31 protein-coding genes are annotated in these 24128 nt (G+C 40.3%); 18 read left to right on the forward strand and 13 right to left on the reverse strand.

The features are described 5' to 3' along the window. Nucleotides 1–2: 2 nt before the first annotated feature. Nucleotides 3–1208 carry a glycosyltransferase family 87 protein gene (locus GPM24_RS08255; RefSeq protein WP_158826292.1) on the reverse strand — a complete coding sequence of 402 codons (1206 nt, stop codon included), beginning with the start codon at nt 1206–1208 and terminating at the stop codon, nt 3–5. Between the two features lie 69 nt (nt 1209–1277). Continuing rightward, entirely contained in the window at nt 1278–2492 is a 1215-nt protein-coding gene (locus tag GPM24_RS08260; protein WP_158826293.1) for a BaiN/RdsA family NAD(P)/FAD-dependent oxidoreductase, read from the reverse strand. Here GPM24_RS08260 and GPM24_RS08265 point away from each other — a divergent pair. The 3 genes from GPM24_RS08265 to GPM24_RS08275 all read left to right on the forward strand — a co-directional run bounded on the left by GPM24_RS08265 (nt 2491) and on the right by GPM24_RS08275 (nt 4443). Next, complete coding sequence (locus GPM24_RS08265) at nt 2491–3093, forward strand: NADH-quinone oxidoreductase subunit A (RefSeq protein WP_158826294.1); 603 nt, start codon at nt 2491–2493, stop codon at nt 3091–3093. The genes GPM24_RS08260 and GPM24_RS08265 overlap by 2 nt on opposite strands. Further along, nucleotides 3093–3575, forward strand: a complete 483-nt coding sequence (locus GPM24_RS08270) for an NADH-quinone oxidoreductase subunit B (protein ID WP_158826295.1) — start codon at nt 3093–3095, stop codon at nt 3573–3575. The genes GPM24_RS08265 and GPM24_RS08270 overlap by 1 nt, the downstream gene beginning before the upstream one ends. A 106-nt stretch (nt 3576–3681) precedes the next feature. After that, nucleotides 3682–4443 (forward strand): DUF4932 domain-containing protein, encoded by a 762-nt coding sequence (locus tag GPM24_RS08275; protein ID WP_158826296.1) that lies wholly within the window; start codon nt 3682–3684, stop codon nt 4441–4443. 164 nt (nt 4444–4607) lie between these two features. On the opposite strand, the gene GPM24_RS08280 is transcribed toward GPM24_RS08275, so the two are convergent. Next, nucleotides 4608–6068: an NADP-dependent isocitrate dehydrogenase gene (locus GPM24_RS08280; RefSeq protein ID WP_158826297.1), complete on the reverse strand. Its 1461-nt coding sequence runs from the start codon at nt 6066–6068 to the stop codon at nt 4608–4610. A gap of 118 nt (nt 6069–6186) precedes the next feature. On the opposite strand from GPM24_RS08280, the gene GPM24_RS08285 reads away from it, so the two are divergent. From GPM24_RS08285 to purE, 4 genes are all read left to right on the forward strand, one after another. Further along, nucleotides 6187–7326 carry a 5-(carboxyamino)imidazole ribonucleotide synthase gene (locus GPM24_RS08285; protein ID WP_199269713.1) on the forward strand — a complete coding sequence of 380 codons (1140 nt, stop codon included), beginning with the start codon at nt 6187–6189 and terminating at the stop codon, nt 7324–7326. A 96-nt stretch (nt 7327–7422) separates the two neighbouring features. After that, complete coding sequence (locus GPM24_RS08290) at nt 7423–8268, forward strand: TlpA family protein disulfide reductase (RefSeq protein ID WP_158826298.1); 846 nt, start codon at nt 7423–7425, stop codon at nt 8266–8268. A gap of 110 nt (nt 8269–8378) precedes the next feature. Next, nucleotides 8379–8951: a hypothetical protein gene (locus tag GPM24_RS08295; protein ID WP_158826299.1), complete on the forward strand. Its 573-nt coding sequence runs from the start codon at nt 8379–8381 to the stop codon at nt 8949–8951. Between the two features lie 16 nt (nt 8952–8967). Then, nucleotides 8968–9486 carry a 5-(carboxyamino)imidazole ribonucleotide mutase gene (gene purE / locus GPM24_RS08300; RefSeq protein ID WP_158826300.1) on the forward strand — a complete coding sequence of 173 codons (519 nt, stop codon included), beginning with the start codon at nt 8968–8970 and terminating at the stop codon, nt 9484–9486. A gap of 65 nt (nt 9487–9551) precedes the next feature. Here the strand turns inward: purE and GPM24_RS08305 are convergent, their stop codons facing one another. Then, nucleotides 9552–10115, reverse strand: coding sequence for a YqgE/AlgH family protein (locus tag GPM24_RS08305; protein WP_158826301.1), 564 nt, complete (start codon nt 10113–10115; stop codon nt 9552–9554). A 117-nt stretch (nt 10116–10232) separates the two neighbouring features. On the opposite strand from GPM24_RS08305, the gene pdxH reads away from it, so the two are divergent. Genes pdxH through GPM24_RS08320 form a run of 3 tightly spaced genes read left to right on the forward strand, consistent with a single transcriptional unit; the run spans nt 10233 to nt 12591 of the window. Continuing rightward, a complete protein-coding gene (gene pdxH, locus GPM24_RS08310; protein WP_158826302.1) occupies nt 10233–10880 on the forward strand; it encodes a pyridoxamine 5'-phosphate oxidase in 648 nt (215 codons plus the stop codon). After that, nucleotides 10877–11404: an NADH-quinone oxidoreductase subunit C gene (locus GPM24_RS08315; protein ID WP_158826303.1), complete on the forward strand. Its 528-nt coding sequence runs from the start codon at nt 10877–10879 to the stop codon at nt 11402–11404. Before pdxH ends, GPM24_RS08315 begins: the two co-directional genes overlap by 4 nt. 2 nt (nt 11405–11406) lie before the next feature. Further along, the gene (locus GPM24_RS08320; RefSeq protein WP_158826304.1) at nt 11407–12591 is read left to right on the forward strand and encodes an NADH-quinone oxidoreductase subunit D; all 1185 of its coding nucleotides are present in this window, start codon (nt 11407–11409) and stop codon (nt 12589–12591) included. A gap of 91 nt (nt 12592–12682) precedes the next feature. Here GPM24_RS08320 and GPM24_RS08325 read toward each other — a convergent pair whose 3' ends face one another. Further along, complete coding sequence (locus GPM24_RS08325; protein WP_158826305.1) at nt 12683–13792, reverse strand: S1 family peptidase; 1110 nt, start codon at nt 13790–13792, stop codon at nt 12683–12685. A 17-nt stretch (nt 13793–13809) separates the two neighbouring features. Next, nucleotides 13810–14376 carry an RNA polymerase sigma factor gene (locus tag GPM24_RS08330; RefSeq protein WP_158826306.1) on the reverse strand — a complete coding sequence of 189 codons (567 nt, stop codon included), beginning with the start codon at nt 14374–14376 and terminating at the stop codon, nt 13810–13812. 123 nt (nt 14377–14499) lie between these two features. Between GPM24_RS08330 and GPM24_RS08335 the strand changes: the two genes are divergently transcribed. The 5 genes from GPM24_RS08335 (at nt 14500) to GPM24_RS08355 (ending at nt 15809) form a co-directional block, all read left to right on the forward strand. Next, on the forward strand, nt 14500–14697 hold the full coding sequence (locus GPM24_RS08335; protein ID WP_158826307.1) for a hypothetical protein: 198 nt from the start codon (nt 14500–14502) through the stop codon (nt 14695–14697). 41 nt (nt 14698–14738) lie between these two features. Further along, nucleotides 14739–14939 (forward strand): hypothetical protein, encoded by a 201-nt coding sequence (locus tag GPM24_RS08340; protein WP_199269714.1) that lies wholly within the window; start codon nt 14739–14741, stop codon nt 14937–14939. A 34-nt stretch (nt 14940–14973) separates the two neighbouring features. Then, a complete protein-coding gene (locus GPM24_RS08345) occupies nt 14974–15171 on the forward strand; it encodes an entericidin (RefSeq protein ID WP_158826309.1) in 198 nt (65 codons plus the stop codon). Between the two features lie 42 nt (nt 15172–15213). Next, complete coding sequence (locus GPM24_RS08350) at nt 15214–15486, forward strand: hypothetical protein (protein WP_158826310.1); 273 nt, start codon at nt 15214–15216, stop codon at nt 15484–15486. Nucleotides 15487–15605: 119 nt separating this feature from the next. Further along, nucleotides 15606–15809: a hypothetical protein gene (locus tag GPM24_RS08355; protein ID WP_158826311.1), complete on the forward strand. Its 204-nt coding sequence runs from the start codon at nt 15606–15608 to the stop codon at nt 15807–15809. Nucleotides 15810–15868: 59 nt separating this feature from the next. Here the strand turns inward: GPM24_RS08355 and GPM24_RS08360 are convergent, their stop codons facing one another. From GPM24_RS08360 to GPM24_RS08380, 5 genes are all read right to left on the reverse strand, one after another. Further along, nucleotides 15869–16186, reverse strand: a complete 318-nt coding sequence (locus GPM24_RS08360) for a hypothetical protein (protein WP_158826312.1) — start codon at nt 16184–16186, stop codon at nt 15869–15871. 158 nt (nt 16187–16344) lie between these two features. Continuing rightward, entirely contained in the window at nt 16345–16809 is a 465-nt protein-coding gene (locus GPM24_RS08365; RefSeq protein ID WP_158826313.1) for a PA2169 family four-helix-bundle protein, read from the reverse strand. A gap of 77 nt (nt 16810–16886) precedes the next feature. Continuing rightward, nucleotides 16887–17072, reverse strand: coding sequence for a hypothetical protein (locus tag GPM24_RS08370; RefSeq protein ID WP_158826314.1), 186 nt, complete (start codon nt 17070–17072; stop codon nt 16887–16889). Between the two features lie 77 nt (nt 17073–17149). Further along, nucleotides 17150–18358 carry an alpha/beta hydrolase gene (locus tag GPM24_RS08375; protein WP_158826315.1) on the reverse strand — a complete coding sequence of 403 codons (1209 nt, stop codon included), beginning with the start codon at nt 18356–18358 and terminating at the stop codon, nt 17150–17152. Between the two features lie 97 nt (nt 18359–18455). Beyond that, nucleotides 18456–18956: a hypothetical protein gene (locus tag GPM24_RS08380; RefSeq protein WP_158826316.1), complete on the reverse strand. Its 501-nt coding sequence runs from the start codon at nt 18954–18956 to the stop codon at nt 18456–18458. Between the two features lie 80 nt (nt 18957–19036). On the opposite strand from GPM24_RS08380, the gene GPM24_RS08385 reads away from it, so the two are divergent. Then, nucleotides 19037–20515 (forward strand): ATP-binding cassette domain-containing protein, encoded by a 1479-nt coding sequence (locus GPM24_RS08385; protein ID WP_158826317.1) that lies wholly within the window; start codon nt 19037–19039, stop codon nt 20513–20515. A gap of 81 nt (nt 20516–20596) precedes the next feature. After that, the gene (locus GPM24_RS08390) at nt 20597–21721 is read left to right on the forward strand and encodes a CofH family radical SAM protein (RefSeq protein WP_158826318.1); all 1125 of its coding nucleotides are present in this window, start codon (nt 20597–20599) and stop codon (nt 21719–21721) included. Between the two features lie 67 nt (nt 21722–21788). Here GPM24_RS08390 and GPM24_RS08395 read toward each other — a convergent pair whose 3' ends face one another. Together GPM24_RS08395 and GPM24_RS08400 are read right to left on the reverse strand one after the other, a co-directional pair. Further along, nucleotides 21789–22625 carry a ferritin-like domain-containing protein gene (locus GPM24_RS08395; protein WP_158826319.1) on the reverse strand — a complete coding sequence of 279 codons (837 nt, stop codon included), beginning with the start codon at nt 22623–22625 and terminating at the stop codon, nt 21789–21791. Nucleotides 22626–22653: 28 nt separating this feature from the next. Beyond that, nucleotides 22654–23346 (reverse strand): ferritin-like domain-containing protein, encoded by a 693-nt coding sequence (locus tag GPM24_RS08400; protein ID WP_158826320.1) that lies wholly within the window; start codon nt 23344–23346, stop codon nt 22654–22656. Nucleotides 23347–23451: 105 nt separating this feature from the next. Between GPM24_RS08400 and scpB the strand changes: the two genes are divergently transcribed. Continuing rightward, nucleotides 23452–24012 (forward strand): SMC-Scp complex subunit ScpB, encoded by a 561-nt coding sequence (gene scpB / locus GPM24_RS08405; protein ID WP_158826321.1) that lies wholly within the window; start codon nt 23452–23454, stop codon nt 24010–24012. Nucleotides 24013–24128 lie beyond the last annotated feature (116 nt).

The following is a 24128-nucleotide window of genomic DNA, read 5'->3' on the forward strand; positions in this document are numbered from 1 at the left end:
TTTCAGGCCATCAATAATGCTTCTTCATTATTTTCACTCAATTGAGGTTGCATATACACTTTGCCATTAAAGTTTTTAAATAGCATATCATACACCAATTTGCCCCATACGGCAATATAAGGCCACACTTTAACTGCATACCTGCTTAAATAAGGCTTACGGATAAACGCAGGGATGGCATCCGTTGAAACCAAAGCCGCAAATAAGGCAATGGCAATAAATAAAGCAATTGTGGTTTTAGTATATGGCTGCGGTTGTAACAACAAGTATAAGATAGCTCCGGCGGTAGCTATGATATAGGTAGGCGGCTCGGATCCTGTGCTAAATATAACAACAGTAATTAAAGCCGAACTCAAAATGCATAACCTGAAATTCAAATATCGGTACTGCGAAAAACGCAATAATGAAAAGCCCAAGCAAGCGGCTGCAGCTATTAAAAATGGCAAATTAGGCACGTTTAAGTTACTGGTAATACGGCGCAATACACCCATTACCGAAAGATCCTGTGCGGAAAGCAGCGTCATGTTTTGCAGATTTTTATCATGGAGCGAATGCCACCAGTCGGCATAAGATTGTAAAATAAACTGCGGACTGGAAATTAGCATAGGTGCACAAAACCATACCACGCTCCAAACAACGCACCAGGCAATAAACGCTTTTTTGCGTTTTGAAAACATAAAGAACATTAAGCCCGCTATAGGATATAGCTTAATAAAAGTGCCTAAAATGATAAATAAGGTTCCCCACTCTTCCCGCCGTTTCTCAACCAGTACGAAAGCGAAAATAATGAAGGCGGCTATTATAGGATTGAATTGAATGGCATGTTGCGCGTTAGCAAACTCAATACTACAGCAAAGCAACAGCAGCATTTTTGCTTTATCATTGATAGGTAGCAATCGAACCGCATATATAAATATAACTGCGTTGGCAATATTCCACAACAAAAACCCCCACATGGTTGGCAGTAAAGCAAACGGGGCTACTATTATACTGAAAGCAGGACCGTAATGATTACTGTCAAAATATTCGTTCGGATAAAAAGCGTATAAATTGGTTTGTGCACGTGCATGATTATATACTTGCTCAAAAATACTGTAGTTGTTATAGCGGTTGCCAAAGTATTTATATTGCCAGCAAAACACGCTTACCATGGCATACAAAAGACACACTAACCTGAAGTTATTGAGATAGGGGATTTTTTTGAACATCGTAACAAATGTGTTACGAAACTACATTTAAGAAATTAATTCTCCAAATATTAAATATTCCAATACATATTAAATATTCTGCGCTATTACGAACCCGCATGCCCAAGCCCATTGAAAGTTGTACCCACCTAACCATCCGGTTACATCAACACTCTCTCCCCCAAAAAACAAACCAGGTTCTTTCTTGGCTTCCAGCGTTTTAGATGACAGCTCATCGGTACTTACACCGCCACGCATCACCTCCGCTTTATCATAACCTTTATCGCCCGCCGGCTTCACTTTGAATTGATGAATGAGCTGATTAATGTCTTCTAAATCTGCTTTTGACAAAGAAGCAAGATTTTTAGTAACGGGTAAATAATTTGCCAGTGCTTCAGCAAACTTACGCGTATATAAACCGGCTAGTACATTTAACAGCGTTTTTTTGGGATTAATATTCCGTTCTTGGCTTATCAATTCAACAATATCTTGATGCGGCAGCATGTCTAAATAAAACTCCTGCCCTGCCTGCCAATAAGATGATATTTGTAAAATAGCCGGGCCACTTAATCCCCAATGGGTAAACAAGATATTCTCTTCAAAACTAATATCATCGTTCCATACCCGGCAAAATATACTGTTGCCTGATAACTGCCCGTACCAAGGCAGATCTTTACCCGTAATGGTAAGCGGCACTAAGGCGGGCGTAGGCTTAACAACTTGCAGTCCGAACTGCCGTGCTATACGCAATCCAAAGTCTGTTGCACCTAGTTTGTGCACTGGCAAGCCACCTGTAGCTATCACCACTTTGGGGGCTGCTACTTGCGTAATTTTGCCATGTTGCTCATAAGTGACTACAAAACCGTTTACATCACGCTCTATGGCTTTTACATTTGTATTGAGCCATATAGGCTGATCTAGGTCATGACATAAATTTACGAATACGTCTACAATATCTTTGGCTTTGTTAGTGGTTGGAAACAGCTGTCCCAACGTTTTTTCCTGCCCCTCTATACCATATGTTTCAAAAAAGCCGATAGTATCTTCAACGGTCCATTGTGCAAATGCCGATTTGCAAAAATGCGGATTACCGGAGATAAACTGCTGTGCAGAAGTATTTAAATTTGTATAATTACATCTGCCACCACCGCTAACCAGTATCTTGGCCCCTGGGCGATCATTTTTTTCTAAAACGAGTGTTTGTTTGCCTAAAAAGCCGGCCTGTACGGCACACATTAAGCCGCAAGCACCTGCGCCTATAATAATGGCATCAATATGAGTTGGATTTACTAAGTTTGCAGTCATGAACGAGGTTTCGCAAATATCGGAATTTGGAAAGATATTTATCTTTCTGATTACTGGCTTTGTTTTAGTGGCGTTAACAATGTTTTTGAACAAGTTATTATCGCCCAACAAACCTAACGCCGAAAAGCTAACCTCGTACGAATGCGGCGAAGAACCGGTGGGTAGTGCATGGATGCCTTTTAATACCCGCTTTTACATTATTGCGCTAATATTTTTGCTGTTTGATGTAGAAATGGTTTTTATTTTTCCGTGGGCTACGGTTTATGCCAATGCCAAATTAATTGCCACTGATGCGCGCTGGGGCGTTTTTACATTAATTGAAATGTTTGTGTTCGCCGGTATTCTTATTTTAGGACTGGTGTATGTTTGGCGCAAAGGCGATTTGGAATACATCAAGCCTCAACAAGTTTTGCCTACAGTGGATGTTGATATTCCGTTATCCGTTTATGAAAAACTTAACCTGGAACAGAATAATTTTAGAGTAAAATCGTTTATTCAAAATACAGTAAAGGAGCCGGAAACAGCTTTACCAACATCCGCTCCTGCAGCTGCTGCTCCAAAAAAACCCATGTTTAAACCAACTTTTAAAAAGCCCGATTAATGGATCAGCAGTCAATGAGTGAAAACGGCGGCGTTGTAGTCACCAAATTAAATGATTTGCTTAACTGGGCTCGTTTATCTTCTATATGGCCACTAAGCTTTGGTATTGCCTGCTGTGCTATTGAAATGATGGGCATGTATGCATCTACCTACGATGTAGACCGAATGGGTGTTTTTCCACGGCCTTCTGCCAGGCAGGCCGATGTAATTATAATTGCGGGTACTGTAACTTTTAAAATGGCCGAGCGTATAAAACGCTTGTACGAACAAATGCCCGAACCACGCTATGTGATCTCCATGGGTTCCTGCTCAAATTGCGGAGGCCCATATTGGCAACATGGTTACCATGTAGTTAAGGGTGTAGATCGGGTGATACCGGTTGATGTTTATGTACAAGGTTGCCCGCCCCGGCCCGAAGCACTGATTGGTGCTATTATAGAATTGCAAAAGAAGATTGATGGCGAGCGTTTAGTAAGCATATAAGTATTTTTCTCTAAAAGAAAATATTTTTCTTTTAAATATATTGATATATGATAAATAGTATATATATTTGTATATACTATTTGATTAAACACAAAAACACCTCATTATGAAAGCATTACAAAATGCAATTATGGGCAGCGCCTTATTATTAAGTGCCGTTTCCATATTATCTGTTGGTTGCAAAAGCTATGACATTGCGCCACGCTATACATCCAAACACATTAAAGAAAACACCAATCAAGCCATAGCACAGGTACCTGAGGCTTATGAATTAGGCTATATTGTACTTTCTTTAACAGATGCTGCCCAGCAAAATGATAATATTATCAATAAAGAAACGCCTTATTATCAAGAAGTATCAAAGCATTTTAGCGCTTATAAAAAGCATAAAGCAGTTAGAGAACTTAATGAGGAATTGTCTGAAGATGCAAATCGCCTGACATACTTTAGAAACGGTTTATATGCCTTCTATTTTAACAGCAACCGTTTTGTATTAAAGGCTGATTATCGTATTGATTTAAACCGTCTCGACTTCAAGAAATATGCATCATTGTTAAAGGATTTTGCAAAAGACAGCGGCTTCCGTCAGTTTTATGCACAGCATAAATCTTTTTATAACGAACTAATTAAATCTCAACAACAGCAACTGAGCATGGAATCAGCCTGGAAATCTGTTGAAAAAACGTATGACAAACCATTCCAAAGTTACCAGGTAATCCTTTCTCCGCTGATGAAAGGCGAAACCGGTACAGTAGCCATCAACAGTCATCGCTTTAATGAGTGCCTTATTTTTGCACAAAGCGGCAATAGAAAAAATGTATCTTACGGTCAGTACACTGTACCCGTTACAGATGCAAACGGCCGGTAATAGTACTTTATAATAAACCTATTCAACTACTGGCATTGCTACAAACTCAATATTGTTGCAGTGCCATTTTTGCTTTTATAAGACACAAGAGATCACTGACTTTACAAAAAGCAAAAAGGCTATCCATAACGGATAGCCTTTTTGTTTTGAGAGTTTATACCAGCTTATTGACCTTGCGCTAATGAGTAGCCAATCTTATCGCCAAACTTCATCAAAAGCTCTACAGAACATACCTTGATGGCATCAGAAACATGTGCTGCTATTTCGAAAATATCACGTTGGCTAAGTTCGCTACCGTCTGTTTTTTCGTAACGAATACGGAACTGGTTCACCAACTCGGTGTACACCGAACCTGTTGGCCAAACCTGCGTACCACGGTTCGAAATCATAATCAGCTCAAATTTATCATTCAGCTTGCTTTTGGCAAGTTCAGCCAGTTCTGATGGTTGCAGCTCTGATTCAACAAAGATGTCAACACCCAAAATCTCTTCTTTAATACCCGGCTCGGTAACAGTGATTTTATTTTTTGACGGATGGAAATCAACATTGGTTTTGCACTCGAAGTTAGGCTGAGAAAATGCACCACCGCTTGATGGATGTTTACCTAAGTTTGCAATAATGCATTCCGCAAATTCGGTAGTGTTAGAAGATTTAACAGAACGATCGCCGAAGTCACCAGTGTGCACACCTTTTTCCAAAGTGTAAAGCAAAGCATTTTCAATAGTAGCCGCATTAGCAGTAAAGCCCATATAACGCAACATCGAAATACCAGACAACAGCAAAGCCGTTGGGTTGGCAATGTTGCGACCGGCAATATCAGGTGCAGTACCGTGCACAGCCTCAAATATGGAAATATTATCGCCAATATTAGCTGATGGTGCAAAACCTAAGCCACCTACCAAACCAGCGCACAAGTCAGATACGATATCGCCTTGCAGGTTGGTTAATACAATAGATTGGAACATTTCTGGGTGACTAACCAGCTTCATACACAAATCGTCAACAATGATGTCAGACGCCTGAATATCCGGGTACCCTTTAGCTATTTCGTAGAAAGTTTCCAGAAATAAACCGTCGGTTAGTTTCATGATATTGGCTTTGTGACCACAGGCTAGTTTTTTAAGCCCTTTGCGGCGAGCCATTTCAAACGCATAGCGAATTACCTGTGCCGAGCCCGGACGGGTTATGATACGACGGCCAACAGCAACATCATTAGTTAGCATGTGCTCAATACCGCCGTAGGTATCTTCAATATTTTCGCGGATGATTGTTAAATTGATAGGAATGCCTGCCTTTGAAAATACAGTTTGTACGCCGTTCAATGAACGGAAATCGCGCTGGTTAGCATAGGTGTTCCATACTTTACGGGCCGTTACGTTAATACTTTTTACACCTTTTCCTTTAGGAGTTTCCATCGGGCCTTTAAATAAAACACCCAGGTTTTCGATAGTTTGTTTAGCCGCTTCGGTCATACCGGTTGAGTGTCCGGCGTCGAAATAGGATTTACCCATTTCAACAAATTCATATTCTAAAGGCACTTCATTTGCCTCAAAAATATTTAATACGGCCTCCATAATTTCCGGACCGATTCCGTCGCCTTTAGCTACTGCTATTTTTGTCTTCATCAGGAAAAGTTAATTTTATTTATAACGCGCCAAATATACGCTTATCGTGTAAACATCACACCTTTTAAAATGATTTAGGGTTTTTGAAACTTTTGCGCTAAAATTGTGCTATCAAATTATGAAAGCATTTTACGGAGATTTACGACTGGGCATTTTAGGTGGCGGACAGCTGGGACGAATGCTGATACAACAGGCCATTAATTACAATGTTACCGTTAAAGTACTTGACCCCGACCGCGAAGCACCATGCCGCAAATTATGTGATGAGTTTGTGGTAGGATCGCTCAGTGATTATGAAACTGTTTACAATTTTGGCAAAAAAGTAGATCTGCTGACTATCGAGATTGAAAAGGTAAACGTAGATGCGCTGGAACAATTGGAAAAAGAAGGTGTGGTAGTTTACCCACAGCCGCGCGTAATACGCCTGATACAGGATAAAGGATTGCAGAAACAGTTTTTTAAAGAAAACGATATCCCAACATCTGATTTCCAAATTATCTCATCACCACAGCAATTACGGCAAAGCCTAATTCCTTTCCCTTACATTCAAAAGCTACGCAGAGACGGCTATGATGGCAAGGGCGTATATAAGGTAGTTGATGAATCTTACCTGGAAAATGCTTTTACCGAACCTAGCTTGATTGAACGCTGGATTGATTTTGAGAAAGAGATTGCAGTAATTGTAGCCCGTAATGAAAAAGGTGAAGTGAAAACTTTTCCGCTGGTTGAGATGGAATTTAACCCGCAGGCTAACTTAGTAGAGTTCCTGATCTCCCCTTCTACCCTGTCGTTCGATATCCAGCAAGAGGCTATTGATATTGCCCGCAAAGTAGCCGATAACTTAAAAATCGTTGGTTTATTGGCTGTCGAGATGTTTGTGGATAAAAATGGCAAAGTTCTGGTAAATGAATTAGCTCCGCGCCCGCACAACAGCGGCCATCAAACCATTGAGAGTAATATTGTATCACAATTCGAGCAGCACCTGCGTGCAATCTTCAATCAACCGCTTGGCGACACAGCCAGCACCACCAACGCTATCATGGTCAATGTATTAGGCGAGCCTGGTTATGAAGGTCCGGCAGTGTATCAAGGCATTGAAAAGATATTGAAACTATCGGGCGTGTACATTCACTTGTATGGTAAAGCGCTTACTAAACCTTTCCGTAAAATGGGCCATGTTACCATTGTAGATGGTGATCGCGAAAAGGCCATTGAAAAAGCACGCTTTGTACAGGATACATTAAAAGTAATTAGCTAAGTAATTACATGGATGCAAATAAAGTAGTGACAGGATAAACTGTTGAATATAAGTTCCTATTGCTTATATTTATCATGTTTAACCTTTCACTATCACATGATGATCAAATCGAAGCATTTCTGGACTGGCGCAGTACTTTTAGCTGTGATACCATTCATTATGATGGACGTTCCAAAACATTATGTGGACTGGACACGCGATGTACATGATGAAATGATATACTTAGTACAAGGAAACTATTCATATAACAGAGAGCAAAAAGCTATTTTATTAGACAACTTATTGCAAAACAACAGCAGCCTGATGGGCATGATGTATATTAAAAGCTTTATAGCTGTTGTATTGTTATTTGTTAGTATGTACTTTTTTTATCGTTCGTCTAAACAAAACTCAACCAGTTTTTGGAAAGCATTAAGCTTTACAGTGATTTTAGTAGCTTGCTCCGTTGGGTTGAAGTTGCTGGTGTGGACGAGCTGGAGCGGTAATGAAAATACTCACCTGCTGGACATAACCAAAGCTGATACGACTTTAACCAGCATTTACAATAAAAATTTCAAGGGCAAGGTTTTATATGTGGATTTTTGGGGCACCACTTGCGGCCCATGCCTCCAAGAATTCAAAAATTTCACCAAACCTTTAAAGGCTAAGTATCATCAACGAAAAGACATCGCTTACCTGTATATTTGCGGCGGACGCAACTTGGTATGGAAACAGCAATTAAAGAAATATCAAATTGATGGATATCATATGTTTTTGGATAGTAAGCAATATGAGAATTTGTACCGAAAATCTGTAAACGGCAATGCCCAAACGCAAGTGTTTATGCCCAGATATATTATCATAAACAAGCGTGGGCAAATTGTAAATACCAATGCGCCTACACCAAGCAGCGCTGATTCTATAGCCAATCAACTTGATAAGTACCTAGCCTATACCAACTAAAGTAAATGACACCTAATCCGTATCATAAAGGAATTACAACACTAATCCTTCTTCTGTTTACCGCACTATGCTATGGCCAAGATGGCGGCTACGTACTAAAACTTAATAACGTGGCAGAAATAACTATGCCAAGTGCACCGAACGTTAAAAATATAAAGCATGGTAAAGTATATGTAATTGTAAAAGACTCATGCGCTTATTTTGCACAGGCTAGTGAATTAAAAAACGAGGACTACTTTCATCAGATTGACTACAACAATCTTGACCAAGTATATGATGGCTATGTAGAAGGTGCCTTGAAATCAACTAATGGTACTTTATGGGCTAAACGGCCAGCACCTATCGCTGATGAATTATCAGGCTATGAATTTGAATATGAACCTCAAAACGGCGATCCTTTTGTAACCCGCTACCAGCGCGTAGTACTAATAAACAGCACATTGGTAAGCTACGGTATATGGTTTACTAACAAAAGATTGGATACACACGCAAACAAGCGGGATGCCTTTTACAAAAGTTTTCATATAACCTCACAACCGCCGCCGACACAATCAGTCAGACCAGGCACACCTCTAAACTTAAGTTCATCATTTTACCTGTACATCGCAGGTGGATTTGTGCTAACGTTTTTTATTATTATAGGGCTGGCTTATGCTTTTAAGCGGCCTCGTATTGTTAAGTAAATAAAATTAGAATACTATGAATCAAATTAAAATCGGCATCATCATGGGCAGCAAGTCTGACCTGAATATTATGAACGATGCTGCCGACGTGCTGAAAGAATTAGGCGTTGACTATGAAATCACCGTAGTATCGGCCCACCGTACGCCCGACCGTTTATTTGAATATGCCAAATCTGCCGCCGGGCGTGGCTTAAAAGTAGTCATCGCTGGTGCGGGTGGTGCAGCTCACTTGCCTGGCATGGTAGCCTCTTTAACGCACTTGCCGGTTATTGGTGTACCTGTAAAATCTAGTAATTCTATTGATGGATGGGATTCTGTACTATCTATCTTGCAAATGCCTAATGGTATTCCGGTAGCTACCGTTGCCTTAAATGCCGCTAAAAATGCCGGTTTACTGGCCGCACAGATACTGGGAACTGCAGATGAACAAATCGCGCAAAACCTAATTGCCTACAAAAAGCAACTGGCCGATAAAGTGCTGGAATCAGCTGTTGATATGAAAAATGAAGGTTATCCTTCAGGTTACGAAGCCTAATGAGTTGTTGGTTATGTGTTGTGAGTTGCCGGTAATGTTATAATCAGACAACTCACAACACATAATTAATTTAACATAGGATTTTCAGGAAAATTAGCAATGTGAGCATATTTTTGCCCTAAGCTGATTACTGCCTCACGCCACAAGTTTTGCTCGTCGTGCGTAAACAATATTTCCGGATTAAATTTATTGGCTACAATCCAGGTATTTTCTGCAATCTCGGCATCTAGTTGACCTGCGTTCCAGCCTGAGTAACCTGCAAAAAAACGAATTTCGTCTTCTTTAAGCTGATATTCGGAAACCAGCTTTTTAACCTGATCGTAATCGCCTCCCCAAAAAACACCATCCCATATTTCAATACCACCTTCAATTTTATCGGGGCAGCGATGAATAAAATGTAGTGTGTTATTTGCCACCGGGCCACCCACATAAACGGGCATTTCTGAGTATGAGGTATCAGGTAATACATCACCCAGCATATACTCGCTCTGATGATTTAAAACGTATCCTAGTGTGCCTTCGTCCGAATGTTCAGTCAAAAAAATAACCGAACGCTTAAAGTTCGGATCCATCATAAATGGTTCTGAAATCAGCAATCGTCCTGCGGCAGGTGAAATTGAACTTAGCATAATGTTATTTTGTATTGTAACGCACGGGTTAAAAATATGTTCATTTGAATGTATTAAGTATAGCTAACGTTATAAATTAGCACATATTACAGTAAGCAATTTGTAAGTTTGCAAGCAATGAACCAACAGGACATACAAAATTTACGACAAGATTATCGTGCGGCATCCCTATCAGAAAATGATGCTGACAACGACCCGATAAAGCAATTTGAAAAATGGTTTGATGAAGCCATTAAAGCGCAGATATATGAACCCAACGCCATGACATTGGCTACAGCAACACCTAATGGCCGCCCTTCGGCGCGGGTGTTATTATTAAAAGGCTTTGGACCGGATGGTTTTGCCTTTTATACCAATTACATGAGCCGTAAGGGTAGAGAGATTGCTAAAAACCCTTGGGCCGCCATGACCTTTTTTTGGGGACCGATGGAAAGACAGATCCGCATTGAAGGTACACTGGAAAAGTTGAGCAAAGAACAATCAGAACAGTATTTTCATTCACGCCCTAAAGGCAGCCAGATTGGTGCTTTAGCTTCGCCGCAAAGTCAGGAAATTGCCGGCCGAGAAGTGGTGGAAAGCAAATGGCAGCAATTGGAAACCGAATATGCCGACAAAGCAATACCCAAACCGGCTTATTGGGGGGGTTACGTTTTAAAACCACAATTGATTGAGTTTTGGCAGGGCCGTTCAAGTCGTTTGCATGACCGTATATTGTACAAAAAGTCCGATAAAAAAACCTGGAAAAAAGTAAGACTAGCACCATGAGTTTTGAGGATATCAAAATACTGCTGATAGAAAAATTCGGTCAGGAAGTGATAGTAAATGAAGAAACTGGGGGCCTGCAACCGGCACTGCTTATTGCGCCCGATCGTATTGCCGATGTTTGCTTGGAACTGCGAAACAACCCAGCTACTTATTTTGATTTTTTGAATTGCCTGTCGGGCATTGATTATGGCACCTCGGCCAACCGCTTTGGCGTAGTTTATCATTTAACATCCATCCCCTATCAAACGCAACTGGTGTTGAAAATCAGTAAAGAAAATAGCCGTGGATTGGATGAATTGCCGGTATTTCCAACACTATCCAACGTTTACAAAACAGCCGAATGGCATGAACGCGAAGCGTACGACCTTTTAGGGATTTTCTTCGAGGGTCATCCCGATTTAAGAAGAATATTGTTACCCGACGATTGGGAGGGCTATCCGATACGTAAGGATTATCAAGCTGCGGAATATTACAAAGGCATCGCTATCGAATATCCGCCTAAAGCACAACAACCATCAACTTAATCATGCAGAACGACGCACTCGAAAGATATTATCAAAAGATAGCCGAAGCATCTACGCAGGATATGGTGTTGAACATGGGGCCACAGCACCCGTCAACCCACGGCGTACTACGGCTGGAACTGATTACCGACGGTGAGATTATTAAAGAAGTAATACCGCACGCCGGCTACCTGCACCGATGTTTTGAAAAGCATGCCGAGTCGCTTACCTACCAGCAAACCATTCCGTTTGTAGATCGCATGGATTACTTATCGTCGATGACCAATGCGCATATATGGGTAATGGGCGTGGAAAAGATGCTGGGCATCGATAAGGAAATTCCTAAACGGGTAGAATATATACGTGTGCTGGTGTCTGAATTAAATCGTATTGCTTCACACTTAATTTCCATAGGTACTTATGGAATCGATATCGGCGCATTCACGCCGTTTTTGTGGTGCTTTCGCGACCGTGAACATATTTTGAACATGCTGGAATGGGCATCCGGCTCCCGGCTACTGTACAACTATGTCTGGATAGGCGGTTTGTTTTATGACTTGCCTGTTGGGTTTGAAGAACGTTGCCGCGAGTTTGTAGAATACTTCAAGCCCAAAATGGTTGAGTTAAACGAACTGCTTACGAATAACCAAATATTTGTGAGCCGAACAGCCAACGTTGGCGTTTTACCTTTAGATGTAGCCATCAATTACGGATGCTCTGGCCCTATGCTACGGGCTTCTGGTTTGAAATGGGATTTACGTCGTATAGATAACTATTCGGTTTACCCAGAAATTGATTTCGATGTGCCCGTTGGCAAAGGCTTGATGGGCACCGTAGGCGATTGCTGGGACCGCAATAAAATACGGGTTGATGAGATTGGCCAATCATTAAAAATTATTGAACAGTGCCTGGATCGTTTGCAAAAAGAACTGAAACGGACGCCCGACTTTGACCCACGTGCCAAGCTTCCGCGAAAAATAATCCCAAAAGCGCAAGATTTTTATATGCGCGGAGAGGGATCTAAAGGTGAACTAGGGTACTATTTTATTGCCGACGGTAAATCGGAAGTACCTTTTCGGGTTAAAGCCCGTGGGCCAAGTTTTAACAACTTACAAGTTATTAATGAAATTAGTAAAGGCGTTATGATAGCCGACCTAATTGCCATTATCGGCTCAATTGATTTTGTATTGGGCGAACTGGATAGATAAGCAGTTCTTAACCTGAAATTTTGCCTAAAAACAAAAGCCTTCCAGATTCTGGAAGGCTTTTATTTTTACATATATATTGAACAGGTTAAAATCAATTGTAAACCTTTACCATGAACACATAGTTTTCCAACTTTTTGATTTGCTGCTGGCGACTTAAGTTGGAAAGTGCGTTTTTGCTTTTTAACGATATAGTGTTTGCAGTGCTATCAGCAGTTACACTTTGCACAGCTTTAAACAGGTAAGAAGATTTTACTGCAAATGCAGCACTCTCGGTTTGAGTTTGCTTACCGCTGATGATACCAATCACGTTACCTTTTCCGTCAAGCAACGGACCGCCGCTATTGCCGGGGTAAACCGGTAATGATACTTGGTAAGCAGTGGTGTCACCGTTGTTACCGGTAGCCGAGCTTAAGTATCCTTTTCCGTAATAAAAGTCATCACGCGGGTAACCTAAGGTGTACACATCCTCTCCTACATCGCTTTTTGATTTTTTGAAGCTATACGGAATAGCGCTTAAACCTGTAAAAGTAGAATCGTCAATTTTAAGAATGGCAATATCATAAGCCGGTTCCGTATAAATCAGTTTGGTATGATACGCATCTCCCGCTGCATTTTGCACATATAAAGAATCGGCGTCTTTCACCACGTGGTAGTTAGTTACAATATATCCGCTTGCTGTAAGCGCGAAACCTGTACCACTGAATTTGCTTGGCGTAATCATTTTACGACCACCTTTAATATCATGCATTAATGCATTGGTAGTACGCTTTACATCTTCGGTGGTTTGTTTAACACGTGCAACTTCACGTCTAAGTTCAGTGTAGTTGGGTGTACTTTTCTCGGCAAAATAGCCGGTAAAATATAATGTAGACATCATGGCAAACACAGCAACCGAAGCAGCTACTGAAATTTTAGAATGATGATGACGCCACATACGTACTACCCAGCTTGGATGGTTGGTCAGCTCTTCAGCTAAACCATGCACATCAATTTCCTGATGGATGGCATTCAGACGTTTTTCTAACTCCACACGCTCGCCATACTGCTTTAGCAAGTTTGTAAATTGCTGGTGTTCTACAACACGGCTGTCAATAGCGGCATTTTCCCGACGCATGGTTTCAAAACGTAACCTTTCCTCTTCACTCAGCTCGCCGCTCAGGTAACGTTCAATCAGTTCGGTTAATTGATGATCAGTACTCATTTGTTTTTCCTCTCCTATTACTGCTGAAAAAACAATTTTTTCAGCCGTTGCAGGCATTTATATTTTTGAGTTTTAGCATTATCAGCGTTGGTATATCCAAACCGCTCACATATATCCTGCATCGAGTGGTTATTTATGTAAAAATCTTCGATGATGGTTTTGCAAGGCTCGCCCAATAACTTAAGCGCACCTTCCATCTTCGAAAATTGCATATCCCGCTCGGTTTGCATATCGGCGTCATCCTCAACCGGTATATGGTCTTGAAAATCTTTGATGTCGCCGCCATAACGGCTCATTTGATGAAGTCTTTTTAACCACAATTTGCGGCAAACCGAATATAAAAAGGTTTTCAGTTTACTGCTCAGTTCAAAGTTTCCGGCTTTTATTTTATTATAAAGAACAATGATCGCTTCCTGGTAAATGTCCTTGGCATCGTCGGTAGTTCCGTTGTTGTTGATGATTAATTGTAATACCATTGGGAAATAAGCCACATATACGCGCTTAAGTATGATTTCCGAATTATTTAGTATCCCTAAAACAACTTCACTATCTGTTGGTGCTGAACTGTTTAATGCTTTACTCACTATTTAATACTATTTATGCGAAATTGTAACCCATTATTCATAAAAAAAAATTAAAACGTAAATAAAAACTTTGGGTTACATTTTGAGTGTGTAATGGATAAATAAGAAATTAAACTACAAATTATGAAAAACATTCTGAAACTAGCAGCGGTAGCAATGATAGCAATTTCATTCACTGCATGCCAAGGTAATGGTAACGGCAACAGAGGAACTATGGATTCGGTTGCCACCCGTAACGACAGCAACGGCACCTCTACAACAGTTGATACACAATCGCGCGTGGAAGCAGACAGCCTACCGGCAGATACAATGCATAAATAATTGATTACAATAAAAAATAAAACATTACGATGAAAAGTTTAATGAGATTTACTTTAGTAGCTGTAGCAGCTATTTCTTTCGCATCATGCTCTGGCAATACTTCAAAATCAACGTCAGACTCAACTGCCATGATTAAGGATTCAAGCATCAACCGCACATCTGGTGATACCAGTGTAAATATGGACAGCGCGCGCGCAGATTCTAATACTATGCTAGCCGACACCAGCACTACCAAACCATAACGTTATCATTTTACTTTATAAAATAAAGAAACCTATGAGAACCTTTGCAAAAATAGTACTTGTTGCAATAACTGCTATCTCCATGGCGTCTTGCTCAAGCAATACAAAGCCAGAAAACGGTGATGATACTTCTACTTTCACCAATAACTCGCAAATGAGAAGGGGCAATACCGATAGCACGCAAAAGCCCGATAGCACAAGTACTGATACCACAACCAGTAAGCCGCAATAATTTTAAACGTCGTCACATCCTAAATCATAATAAATACACATCATGAAAAATTATTTAAAAGCTGGTCTTGGTTTAATGATTGCAGGCCTTTTAGCAGCATGTAACGGCTCGGGTAGCCAAAAGGGTGAAGATACCTTAAAAGTAGATTCATCCACATCTGTACAAAGCAGTGCAGACACAACACTGAGCACAGACAGCGCCCAAAGTGATACTACACAAAAGGTAGATACATCACAATTAGGTGGCTCTGACACATTATCAAAAACGATTACTAAAAAAACTGTTGTTAAAAAAACAGTAACTAAACAGCAGTAAATCTGCACTTTTCATACTTGTTAAAAGTTTTTTTAATTTTTTTTCAAACAAGCGGGTTACCTTTTAGAAATACCGGTATTAAAGAGAAACTATTAATCACTTATTAAAAGAAATTAACAATGAAAAACGCATTTAAATTCGGCTTTTTAGCTTTAGCTATCTCTATGTCAATGGTTGCTTGCAAAGGCTCTGGTTCAGCTAACGGTACTGATTCTACTGCTACTGTAGACAGCACTACTACCACTACTACTGACACTGTAGCTTCAACTGATACTGCTGCTAAAGCTGACACTGCTGCTATGGATACTACTAAAAAAATGTAATATCACTTTACAGCAATGTAATAAAAAAGGCCTGATTCATTTGAATCAGGCCTTTTTTATTACTGCTTAGGTGCAGTTTTTACAGAGTCTTTGTGCGCCTCTGCTGCAGTATCTATTTTGGCAGCAGTTGTGGACGGCGTTGCCATAGTGGTTTTGTTGCTGGCACGGCCTTTAACGATAGATGTACCTCCAGATGCACTATTGTCTTCTACGGTAGCACCACCCAGTTCGGTAGTGGTTTTAGAGGTATCAATTGGGTTAGGCTCCTCAATGTTCTTAACCGAGTCGGCTGCATCCTTGCTGGTATTACCAGAATCGCAGGCTTGGAAAAAGGAAGCACTGCCGGCTAACATCATTATTAAAATTACTTTTTTCATTAAAGCTTTTTTGTTTGGTGACTATTTAACAGCTGTAAAACTGATTTGTTATTATTGACGGGCCAATATACAAATAAGAAATAGCCTGTTAATTACCAAAAGCAAAAAAGCCCCTTTAAGCAAACGTTAAAGAGGCTTTTTATCGATTTAAGCAACGGTTATGATTCAGCTCTTTCCAAATCGCGCAGTTGCTTTACTTTGTCATGCGCAGCTTTTAGGTTAGTTTCTTGCTGTGTAAGTATATCTTTAATATAAGCCGGTAATTTCTCGTCTTCCAACGCAGATTTATAAGCTTTTTGAGTAGCGTCTTCTCCAAACTCACACTCTTCTAAAACACTTTTAGTACTGTGTCCGGTAAAAAATGTTTTTAAGTTTATCCAGGTGCGGTGAATATCGCCACTGGTTGATGTGGTGTTTTCAATATCACGTGCAAAAGTTTGAACTTCGGTAGCCAAGGCCAACTTAAATTGGTGGCTGTCGCCGATGAAGCCGGTAAACAATTGTTTCAAATCGGCATTTTCCGCAGGAGTTTCTTTAATAGCACGCTCATAACCTTGAATACGATCGTTGTGGATCTTAATCAGGTCGTTTAATGTTTCAACGGTATTTTGTGTCGTTTCCATAAGTATGTGGGTTAAGTATCAGATGAACTTCTAAATATGTTTTTTTGTTTAAGCAAATTGATTCTCAATTGAATACATTAAGAACGACCGCCCCTGAACATATTGATAATCCAGATAATTACAAAGACTACCACTATTACGGCAATAATGCCAACTACAAAACCGGCTTTAAAGATGCCTTTAATAGCTTCACAGCTACTTAATGTAGTAACTAAAAGCGCTAAAGCGAAATAATGTAATTTTTGAATAGGTAAATTTTTCATAGTATGTGTTTTTAAGGTAGATGATATAAATAAAGCTGCTTACATAAGGAATAAGCAGCTTTATTTGTTTTTAACATTTACTTCTTAAATGCACTTTTTAGCTGTTCTGCAGCATATCCTTCGGCCTCTTTAGCTTCGGGAAGTAAAGCTCCCATACCGAAAAATTCGTGCGTAACACCGTTGTAAACTTTAGTATCTACTTTTACACCAGCAGCTTCCAATTTTTTAGCCAGCATTTCGCCATCGCTAGCTAATGGATCCAGCTCGGCATTGATAATAGTTACCGGTGGTAAACCTTTTAAATTAGCTGCAACCAAATTTAGGCGTGGATCTTTGGCCTGTGCCATGCTGCTTACGTAGTTTTTAGTGAACCACATCATCATTGGTTTATCCAATGGTTTTGCATTGGCATATTTTACGTAAGACGGGCTAGCCATATCAGCACTGGCAATTGGGTAAACACTTAAAATATGCACTGGTAATTGTACACCTTTATCGCGTGCGGCAATAGCAGTTGCTACCGCTAAATTACCACCGGCACTTTCACCAGCTATGGCAATCATTTTAGCATCACCTTTAATAGAAGCTGCGTTTTTAACTACCCATTGGTAAGCTTCAAAAGCATCATTGTGTGCGGTTGGAAATTTATGCTCGGGTGCTAAACGGTAAGCTACTGATACCACAACAGCCTGGGTTTGGTCGGCAAGTGTTTTAGCACTAGCGTCATATACATCTAAATTGGCAATTACAAAGCCACCACCGTGGTAATAAACAATTACAGGCAGTGTTCCCGTAGCGCCTTGCGGTGTATAAACACGCACATGCACATTACCACCGGTTACCGGAATATCTTTACCCATGGTATCCACTTTTATAACCGGCATAGCAATGTTATAATCTTTCATTACATCCATGGTTGCATCAGTAGCCGTATGATTTTTACGGGCCTGTACTGCCGTAAGCTGCGGGATAGGTGTATCATTATAGCTAGCTAACTTTTCAATTACTGCAGCCATTTGTGGTTTAATGTCATCTGCCCATGCTGGTTTGGGACCCTTAGGTTTAACATCGTCAGGCGAGCCACCTTTTTGTGTGGTGTCAACAGTTTGTGTTACCGTTACCGAACTATCTACCGTTGTAGATGAGCTGGTTGTTTTGCCAGAATCACATGCGGTTAAGCCCGCAGCCGCTAAAGCCAACAAGGTAAATAGCTTTTTTAAATGTTTTTTGGGCTTAGCCGACAATATTGATTGAGGCTCGGCAAAATTTAATGTGTTGTTTTTCATGGTAGTTTATTTTGTAAGTAATAAACAACCAACACATATCATATTTGTTGCTCAAACAGCACGAATACAATTAAATATACTACTCCCAATAGCTATATCAATCAAAAATACTTTCGGCTGTAGTTTTTACATCTTTAGTGATGCTTATATTGTTTTTATTGGTTGCCGATTCTAACAACTTAGCCACACCTGCAGATACCAGACCGCCTGCAAAATAGTAGAGTACGGATAGCAGTTGCGTTTCGAGGGTGCGATTGCTATGCTTTTCGTTTAATCCCATGGGTTTGGGTAACAACACTGCACCTAAGCCCGCCGCTAATCCAAGGCCTGACCCTTTTAGCCAGGTTTTATCTTTTCCCAAGCCTACTAAGCTGTAATAAATAGCATTGCTAAAAATATCGCCGCCCATTGTAATGTAATACAACTTATCTTTTTTGGGTGGCGCAACGCCCATTTTTTGCAATATTTTAGTTATAGATTCCATACCCAGCAAATCCATACGTGGTGCATCTTTGTCTTGATATTTTACAAATTGGTGTAGTGCGGTTATGGCGCAAGCGGCGGTAACTCCACCGGCTAAAGCATTTAAAAGTCTCATATTTTAACTTTTTAGTTACTTATCAAATATCTAAAAGATGAAATTTGTTCATTTGTATTTCATAAACACATCTAAATACAATGTCCGACGAATTGATGACACCTTTACTATCCATACAAAAAGCAGTAGTAAAGCAATCTGGAAAAACGATTTTAGACAACCTGTCTTTTACTGTTCAACAGGGTGAGAATTGGGTACTGGCAGGGGCCAGCGGATCAGGCAAAACGGCATTGCTAAGCGTGATAGCAGGACGGTTGCCGCTAAATGGCGGCAGCATTCAGCGTAATTTTAGTATAGCACATTCACAAGCAAAACCAATTGCGCTAGTGGACACTAAGCATCATTTTAAAAACTCATCTAACACTACCGATTTTTATTATCAACAGCGTTACAATGCAAGCGAATCTGATGAAGGTGCAACCGTCAGAGAGCACCTTTATGCAATTGAAGTTTCGCATGTAGATGGCGCATACTGGACGCTCGACAAAGTAACTGAACGCCTGATGCTAACACCGCTGCTCGACAAGCAGCTCATTAAATTATCAAACGGCGAAACTAAACGATTGCTGATTGCATCAGCTTTAATGAAAAATCCGGTGTTGCTGCTACTCGATAATCCGCTTAGCGGACTGGATGTGCAAACTCGCTCATTTTTCGGCAACCTGATTGATGAAATCACGAAAACCGGCATTACCGTAATCATGTCGGCAAATACGCATGAGTTGCCAAAGAGCATCACACACGTTGCCCTTTTAGAACAAGGTGCCATTATCTCCACCTCTCCCATTGCAGATTTTCAATGGCCTGAACCAATATCAGAAGAGTTATCAATAGACAAGGATAAGATCAGTTTTTTAGTGAACGTTGCCAATAAAGAAACTTTTCGGGACATCGTTAAGCTACATAAGGTCAATGTAAAATATGGTGATAACCAAATTCTGAATAACGTTGATTGGCACATTAAGCAGGGCGAACACTGGGCGTTATTAGGGCCAAATGGTGCAGGCAAATCAACCTTGTTAAGCCTCATCAATGGCGATAATCCACAGGCTTATGCTAATGATATTATACTGTTTGACAGAAAACGTGGTACAGGCGAAAGCATTTGGGATATCAAACGCAAAACCGGCTATATATCGCCCGAACTGTTTCAATATTTCCCATCTGACAGCTCTGGTTTACAGGTTATTGAGTCTGGGTTTTATGATACCTTAGGTTTGTTTAGGCCAAGCCAACCAGCTAAACAGGCTGTAGCTATGCAATGGATGGATGTATTGGAAATACAGCCTTATGCTCGACAATTACTTAAAAATATGCCTGCCAGTGCACAGCGTTTGTGCTTACTGGCCAGGGCACTGGTTAAAAATCCGCCTTTGCTTATTTTAGATGAGCCTACACAAGGACTAGATGAACAACAGCGCCAGCACTTTAAAAATCTAATTGACACCATTTGCAGCATAAGCCCCATAACGCTGATTTATGTAACACATTATCAAGAAGAAATACCCAATTGCGTTGATCAAGTGCTGCGTTTAGACAAGGGAAATGTGGTAAATTAATTAGAACATCAGCTTATTATCATATTATACAGGCTGGAATCAGCCGGTTACTTTTTTAATCTTTTACCTGTATCTTTGTATATGAATACTGCCGATTTGCTGCAACGCGCGCTTCAATTTGACTTTTTAAGCATTGAGGAGGGCGTTTATTTATACCACAACGCAACAACAGCCGAGCTGATGTATGTAGCCAACGAGCTGCGTAAAATTCAGGTTCCGCATGGCAAAGTTACCTGGCAGATAGATCGCAATGTAAACACCACCAACGTTTGTATCGCCAACTGCAAGTTTTGTAACTTCTTCAGACGTCCCGGCCATGAGGATAGTTACATTACAGATATAGAAACTTATAAGCAAAAGATTGAAGAAACGTTTCGTTATGGTGGCGATCAGTTGTTATTGCAAGGTGGCCATCACCCCGATTTGGGTTTGTCTTTTTATGCTAACTTATTTAAAGAGTTAAAGGATTTATATCCTACCCTGAAGCTACACTCATTAGGCCCGCCCGAAATTGCACACGTAGCCAAGCTCGAGAACATGAGCCATATTGATGTGCTGACTGCGTTAAAAGAAGCAGGCTTGGATTCATTACCTGGTGCAGGTGCCGAAATTTTAAATGACCGTGTACGCCGGTTAATTTCTAAGGGTAAATGCGGCGGTAAAGAATGGCTGGATGTAATGCGTGCAGCCCATCAAATTAATCTGCCTTCATCTGCTACCATGATGTTTGGTCATGTTGAAACGATTGACGAGCGTTTTGAGCACCTGGTATGGATACGCCAGGTACAGTCGGAAAAGCCCGATGGCCATTATGGTTTTATTGCATTCATCCCTTGGCCTTTCCAAGACGATGGAACGTTATTACGCAAGGTTCGTGGTATAACCAACAATGTTACTGGCGATGAGTACATTCGCATGATAGCGTTAAGCCGCATTATGCTGCCTAACATTAAAAATATTCAAGCATCATGGCTAACTGTTGGTAAACAAGTTGCACAGGTTTGCTTACATGCAGGAGCTAATGATTTTGGATCTATTATGATTGAAGAAAATGTGGTATCAGCTGCTGGTGCCCCTCACCGCTTTACCGCGCAAGGCATTCAAAATTCAATTGCCGAGGCGGGTTTTGAACCACAACTACGCAATCAAAAATATGAATGGCGTGCGTTACCTGTTCAAATAGAAGAACAAGTAATAAATTACTAACATACAACAAGAAAGGCTTTGCAATTGCAAAGCCTTTCTTGTTGTATGTTTAATATAACACCAATTTTTATGCTGGTGCTAAGAAACGGGCAACGATAGCTTTAACGTTGTCTTTAGTGTTTGGCTCATCAAAAGCTTCAGTTGCAATAGCTGCTGATGTAGTTGCACCTGCTATACTTGGCAATGAGGTTAAGTTGGCACCGCCTTGAGTGGTGTTATCTTCACCAGCATATACTAAAACAGCATCATTACCTGGTATACCACTGGTAACACCGGTAATCCAAGGTTTAACTGCAACGCCACGTAGCTGACGAACACGACGCAAATGCGCAGCATGACGACCTTCTACAGAGTGAATATTTAATGCCGCAGTTAATATGGTAGCATTACCCATCAAGGTAGTAGCTTGGCCTTTATAAGCTCTTACACCGTTATCTTCAAATGCTTGTGCTAAAGCCAGGAACATATCATAACCAACTGAATCGTTACGCAACAAATCAGCATAAGTACCTTTAGCGGTGAAGTCAAAAGTTGGTTTTGCGATGGCGTTGCTGCCTAAGGCTTGCAATAAAAAGTTTTTGTGGTTAGTTTCATCAATACGAATCAAATCAATACCCGGACGATCGGTTGCTGGTATATTTGAACGTTGACCGTATGTATTGTAATAATCTGATTCCAGATACTCAGCAGTTAAAGCGAAGTTTAAGGTATCTATAATTTGTGGCGTTAACGCCTGACCGTATGCTTTTTTAACTAACGTTGAAAAAACAAAAGGTACAGCGGCTGCAGCTACTTTAGTACCAAAACTGGTAATGTTTCTGATAGCAGCACGACGTGGGCTGATTCTATCTGCAAATTCCGGATCTGCCTGATGAATATCGTCTATTAAGTTTAGTAAATTCATGATGTTGTTGATGTTTTTAAATAGGTGATTAATAGATGCCTAATGAAGGAGCTGCCAGTTTTTTACCAGTCAGGAAGGTATTTGCAATAGGCACTACTTCCTGAGGTGTTTTAGATTTCTCCAAGCTGTTTGTGCTGATGTTTACAACAGTATTATCCACAAAGCTGTTGTATTGCAGCAAATCACGAATAGTAGCTGCGTGACGGGCTTCTACAGAAACAATTTTACCGGCTAGTACCAAATAATCAGGTGTAGTAATTAAGGCACCTGCACCATTGTATGCGGCAACCCCTAAATCTTCAAAAGTTTTAGCTGCGCCTAACACACTTGCACGGCTGCTAAAGTCAATTGAGCTAAAGTTAGGTGTTAATCCTTGAATAGCGTTTGAACCTAAAGCCGCTTTGAAAAACTCACGGTGAGAAACTTCGTGGTCACGAATGTCTGTCAGCAATGCTCTCTCATCAGCAGAAATACCGCTATAAAAATTAGTAGCTACTTGCGTGTAGAATGCAGCTTCTAATTGCTCCAAAGCATAAGCATAATTCAATATAGCAATATCACCACTGCCTAAATCAACATGATCATTGTCTACAAATTCTTTTTTGCTACATGATGCCGCAGTAAGGGCCACACCAGTAGCAACACCTACCCCGGCAAATTTCAAAAATGACCGCCTGGCCATTGGATTGCCAACAGTGCTTTCTTGTGTTGTTGTTTTCATAAGTAATTAAAAGTTGTTAGTTATAGATTAAGTCTACTACAATCTACGTTGTAATTAGTTCACACGGTTTCACATGAACTTATTCCAATACGCTATATTTGTGTTATGGAGGGTATAGAACAGCATATTGAGGCACTTATTTTTGCATCTGAGCAGGGAATACGGCTGGAAGAAATTATTTTTTGCTTACAGGCCGCTTTACAGGTAGACGTAGATGAAAGTGTAATTAGAAGCGCTGTAGAAAATATCATGACTAAATATCAAACTCCTGCTTTAGCCATTGAATTGGTTAAGATTAACAACGGTTACCAATTTTTAACTAAAAAAGCCCATCATCAAGTAATTAGTCAACTCCAGCTTCAACGCTCTAAAAAGAAGTTAAGCCAGGCTGCGCTCGAAACACTGGCCATTATTGCCTATAAACAACCCGTTACCAAATTGGAAGTTGAGCAAATTAGAGGTGTGAATTGTGATTATTCTATACAAAAACTTCTTGAAAAAGAATTAGTTAGTATTGCAGGCAAAGCAGACACCATAGGTAAACCGTTGTTGTATACCACCAGTAACATTTTTGCTGATTATATGGGCATTAACAATATCAAAGACTTACCCCGTATCAGCGAAATTGATACCGCATCAAGCACCATTGGCCAGCAACAGGAATAATTTTTAGCTTTTTTTTACTGAAAGTGATTTTTAACTATTTTTGAGATATCGAAGAAATGCTGTTGACTCGAAAAATTTAAACTACTATTAAAGCAAAGAAATTAACTCACTAATTA

The sequence above is a fragment of the Mucilaginibacter lacusdianchii genome, from assembly GCF_009770985.1.
GTDB lineage: Bacteria > Bacteroidota > Bacteroidia > Sphingobacteriales > Sphingobacteriaceae > Mucilaginibacter > Mucilaginibacter lacusdianchii.

What these genes read in the sequence shown, in the direction of transcription:
- GPM24_RS08395 (WP_158826319.1), bottom strand. Translation starts at nt 22,625, where the DNA reads ATGAATTTACTAAACTTAATAGACGATATTCATCAGGCAGATCCGGAA.
- GPM24_RS08270 (WP_158826295.1), top strand. Translation starts at nt 3,093, where the DNA reads ATGGATCAGCAGTCAATGAGTGAAAACGGCGGCGTTGTAGTCACCAAA.
- GPM24_RS08335 (WP_158826307.1), top strand. Translation starts at nt 14,500, where the DNA reads ATGAAAAACATTCTGAAACTAGCAGCGGTAGCAATGATAGCAATTTCA.
- GPM24_RS08285 (WP_199269713.1), top strand. Translation starts at nt 6,187, where the DNA reads ATGAAAGCATTTTACGGAGATTTACGACTGGGCATTTTAGGTGGCGGA.
- GPM24_RS08355 (WP_158826311.1), top strand. Translation starts at nt 15,606, where the DNA reads ATGAAAAACGCATTTAAATTCGGCTTTTTAGCTTTAGCTATCTCTATG.
- scpB (WP_158826321.1), top strand. Translation starts at nt 23,452, where the DNA reads ATGGAGGGTATAGAACAGCATATTGAGGCACTTATTTTTGCATCTGAG.
- GPM24_RS08385 (WP_158826317.1), top strand. Translation starts at nt 19,037, where the DNA reads ATGTCCGACGAATTGATGACACCTTTACTATCCATACAAAAAGCAGTA.
- GPM24_RS08275 (WP_158826296.1), top strand. Translation starts at nt 3,682, where the DNA reads ATGAAAGCATTACAAAATGCAATTATGGGCAGCGCCTTATTATTAAGT.
- GPM24_RS08260 (WP_158826293.1), bottom strand. Translation starts at nt 2,492, where the DNA reads ATGACTGCAAACTTAGTAAATCCAACTCATATTGATGCCATTATTATA.
- GPM24_RS08325 (WP_158826305.1), bottom strand. Translation starts at nt 13,792, where the DNA reads ATGAGTACTGATCATCAATTAACCGAACTGATTGAACGTTACCTGAGC.
- GPM24_RS08390 (WP_158826318.1), top strand. Translation starts at nt 20,597, where the DNA reads ATGAATACTGCCGATTTGCTGCAACGCGCGCTTCAATTTGACTTTTTA.
- GPM24_RS08320 (WP_158826304.1), top strand. Translation starts at nt 11,407, where the DNA reads ATGCAGAACGACGCACTCGAAAGATATTATCAAAAGATAGCCGAAGCA.
- purE (WP_158826300.1), top strand. Translation starts at nt 8,968, where the DNA reads ATGAATCAAATTAAAATCGGCATCATCATGGGCAGCAAGTCTGACCTG.
- GPM24_RS08400 (WP_158826320.1), bottom strand. Translation starts at nt 23,346, where the DNA reads ATGAAAACAACAACACAAGAAAGCACTGTTGGCAATCCAATGGCCAGG.
- GPM24_RS08290 (WP_158826298.1), top strand. Translation starts at nt 7,423, where the DNA reads ATGATGATCAAATCGAAGCATTTCTGGACTGGCGCAGTACTTTTAGCT.
- GPM24_RS08340 (WP_199269714.1), top strand. Translation starts at nt 14,739, where the DNA reads ATGAGATTTACTTTAGTAGCTGTAGCAGCTATTTCTTTCGCATCATGC.
- GPM24_RS08265 (WP_158826294.1), top strand. Translation starts at nt 2,491, where the DNA reads ATGAACGAGGTTTCGCAAATATCGGAATTTGGAAAGATATTTATCTTT.
- GPM24_RS08255 (WP_158826292.1), bottom strand. Translation starts at nt 1,208, where the DNA reads ATGTTCAAAAAAATCCCCTATCTCAATAACTTCAGGTTAGTGTGTCTT.
- GPM24_RS08350 (WP_158826310.1), top strand. Translation starts at nt 15,214, where the DNA reads ATGAAAAATTATTTAAAAGCTGGTCTTGGTTTAATGATTGCAGGCCTT.
- GPM24_RS08360 (WP_158826312.1), bottom strand. Translation starts at nt 16,186, where the DNA reads ATGAAAAAAGTAATTTTAATAATGATGTTAGCCGGCAGTGCTTCCTTT.
- pdxH (WP_158826302.1), top strand. Translation starts at nt 10,233, where the DNA reads ATGAACCAACAGGACATACAAAATTTACGACAAGATTATCGTGCGGCA.
- GPM24_RS08375 (WP_158826315.1), bottom strand. Translation starts at nt 18,358, where the DNA reads ATGAAAAACAACACATTAAATTTTGCCGAGCCTCAATCAATATTGTCG.
- GPM24_RS08315 (WP_158826303.1), top strand. Translation starts at nt 10,877, where the DNA reads ATGAGTTTTGAGGATATCAAAATACTGCTGATAGAAAAATTCGGTCAG.
- GPM24_RS08280 (WP_158826297.1), bottom strand. Translation starts at nt 6,068, where the DNA reads ATGAAGACAAAAATAGCAGTAGCTAAAGGCGACGGAATCGGTCCGGAA.
- GPM24_RS08380 (WP_158826316.1), bottom strand. Translation starts at nt 18,956, where the DNA reads ATGAGACTTTTAAATGCTTTAGCCGGTGGAGTTACCGCCGCTTGCGCC.
- GPM24_RS08345 (WP_158826309.1), top strand. Translation starts at nt 14,974, where the DNA reads ATGAGAACCTTTGCAAAAATAGTACTTGTTGCAATAACTGCTATCTCC.
- GPM24_RS08370 (WP_158826314.1), bottom strand. Translation starts at nt 17,072, where the DNA reads ATGAAAAATTTACCTATTCAAAAATTACATTATTTCGCTTTAGCGCTT.
- GPM24_RS08365 (WP_158826313.1), bottom strand. Translation starts at nt 16,809, where the DNA reads ATGGAAACGACACAAAATACCGTTGAAACATTAAACGACCTGATTAAG.
- GPM24_RS08305 (WP_158826301.1), bottom strand. Translation starts at nt 10,115, where the DNA reads ATGCTAAGTTCAATTTCACCTGCCGCAGGACGATTGCTGATTTCAGAA.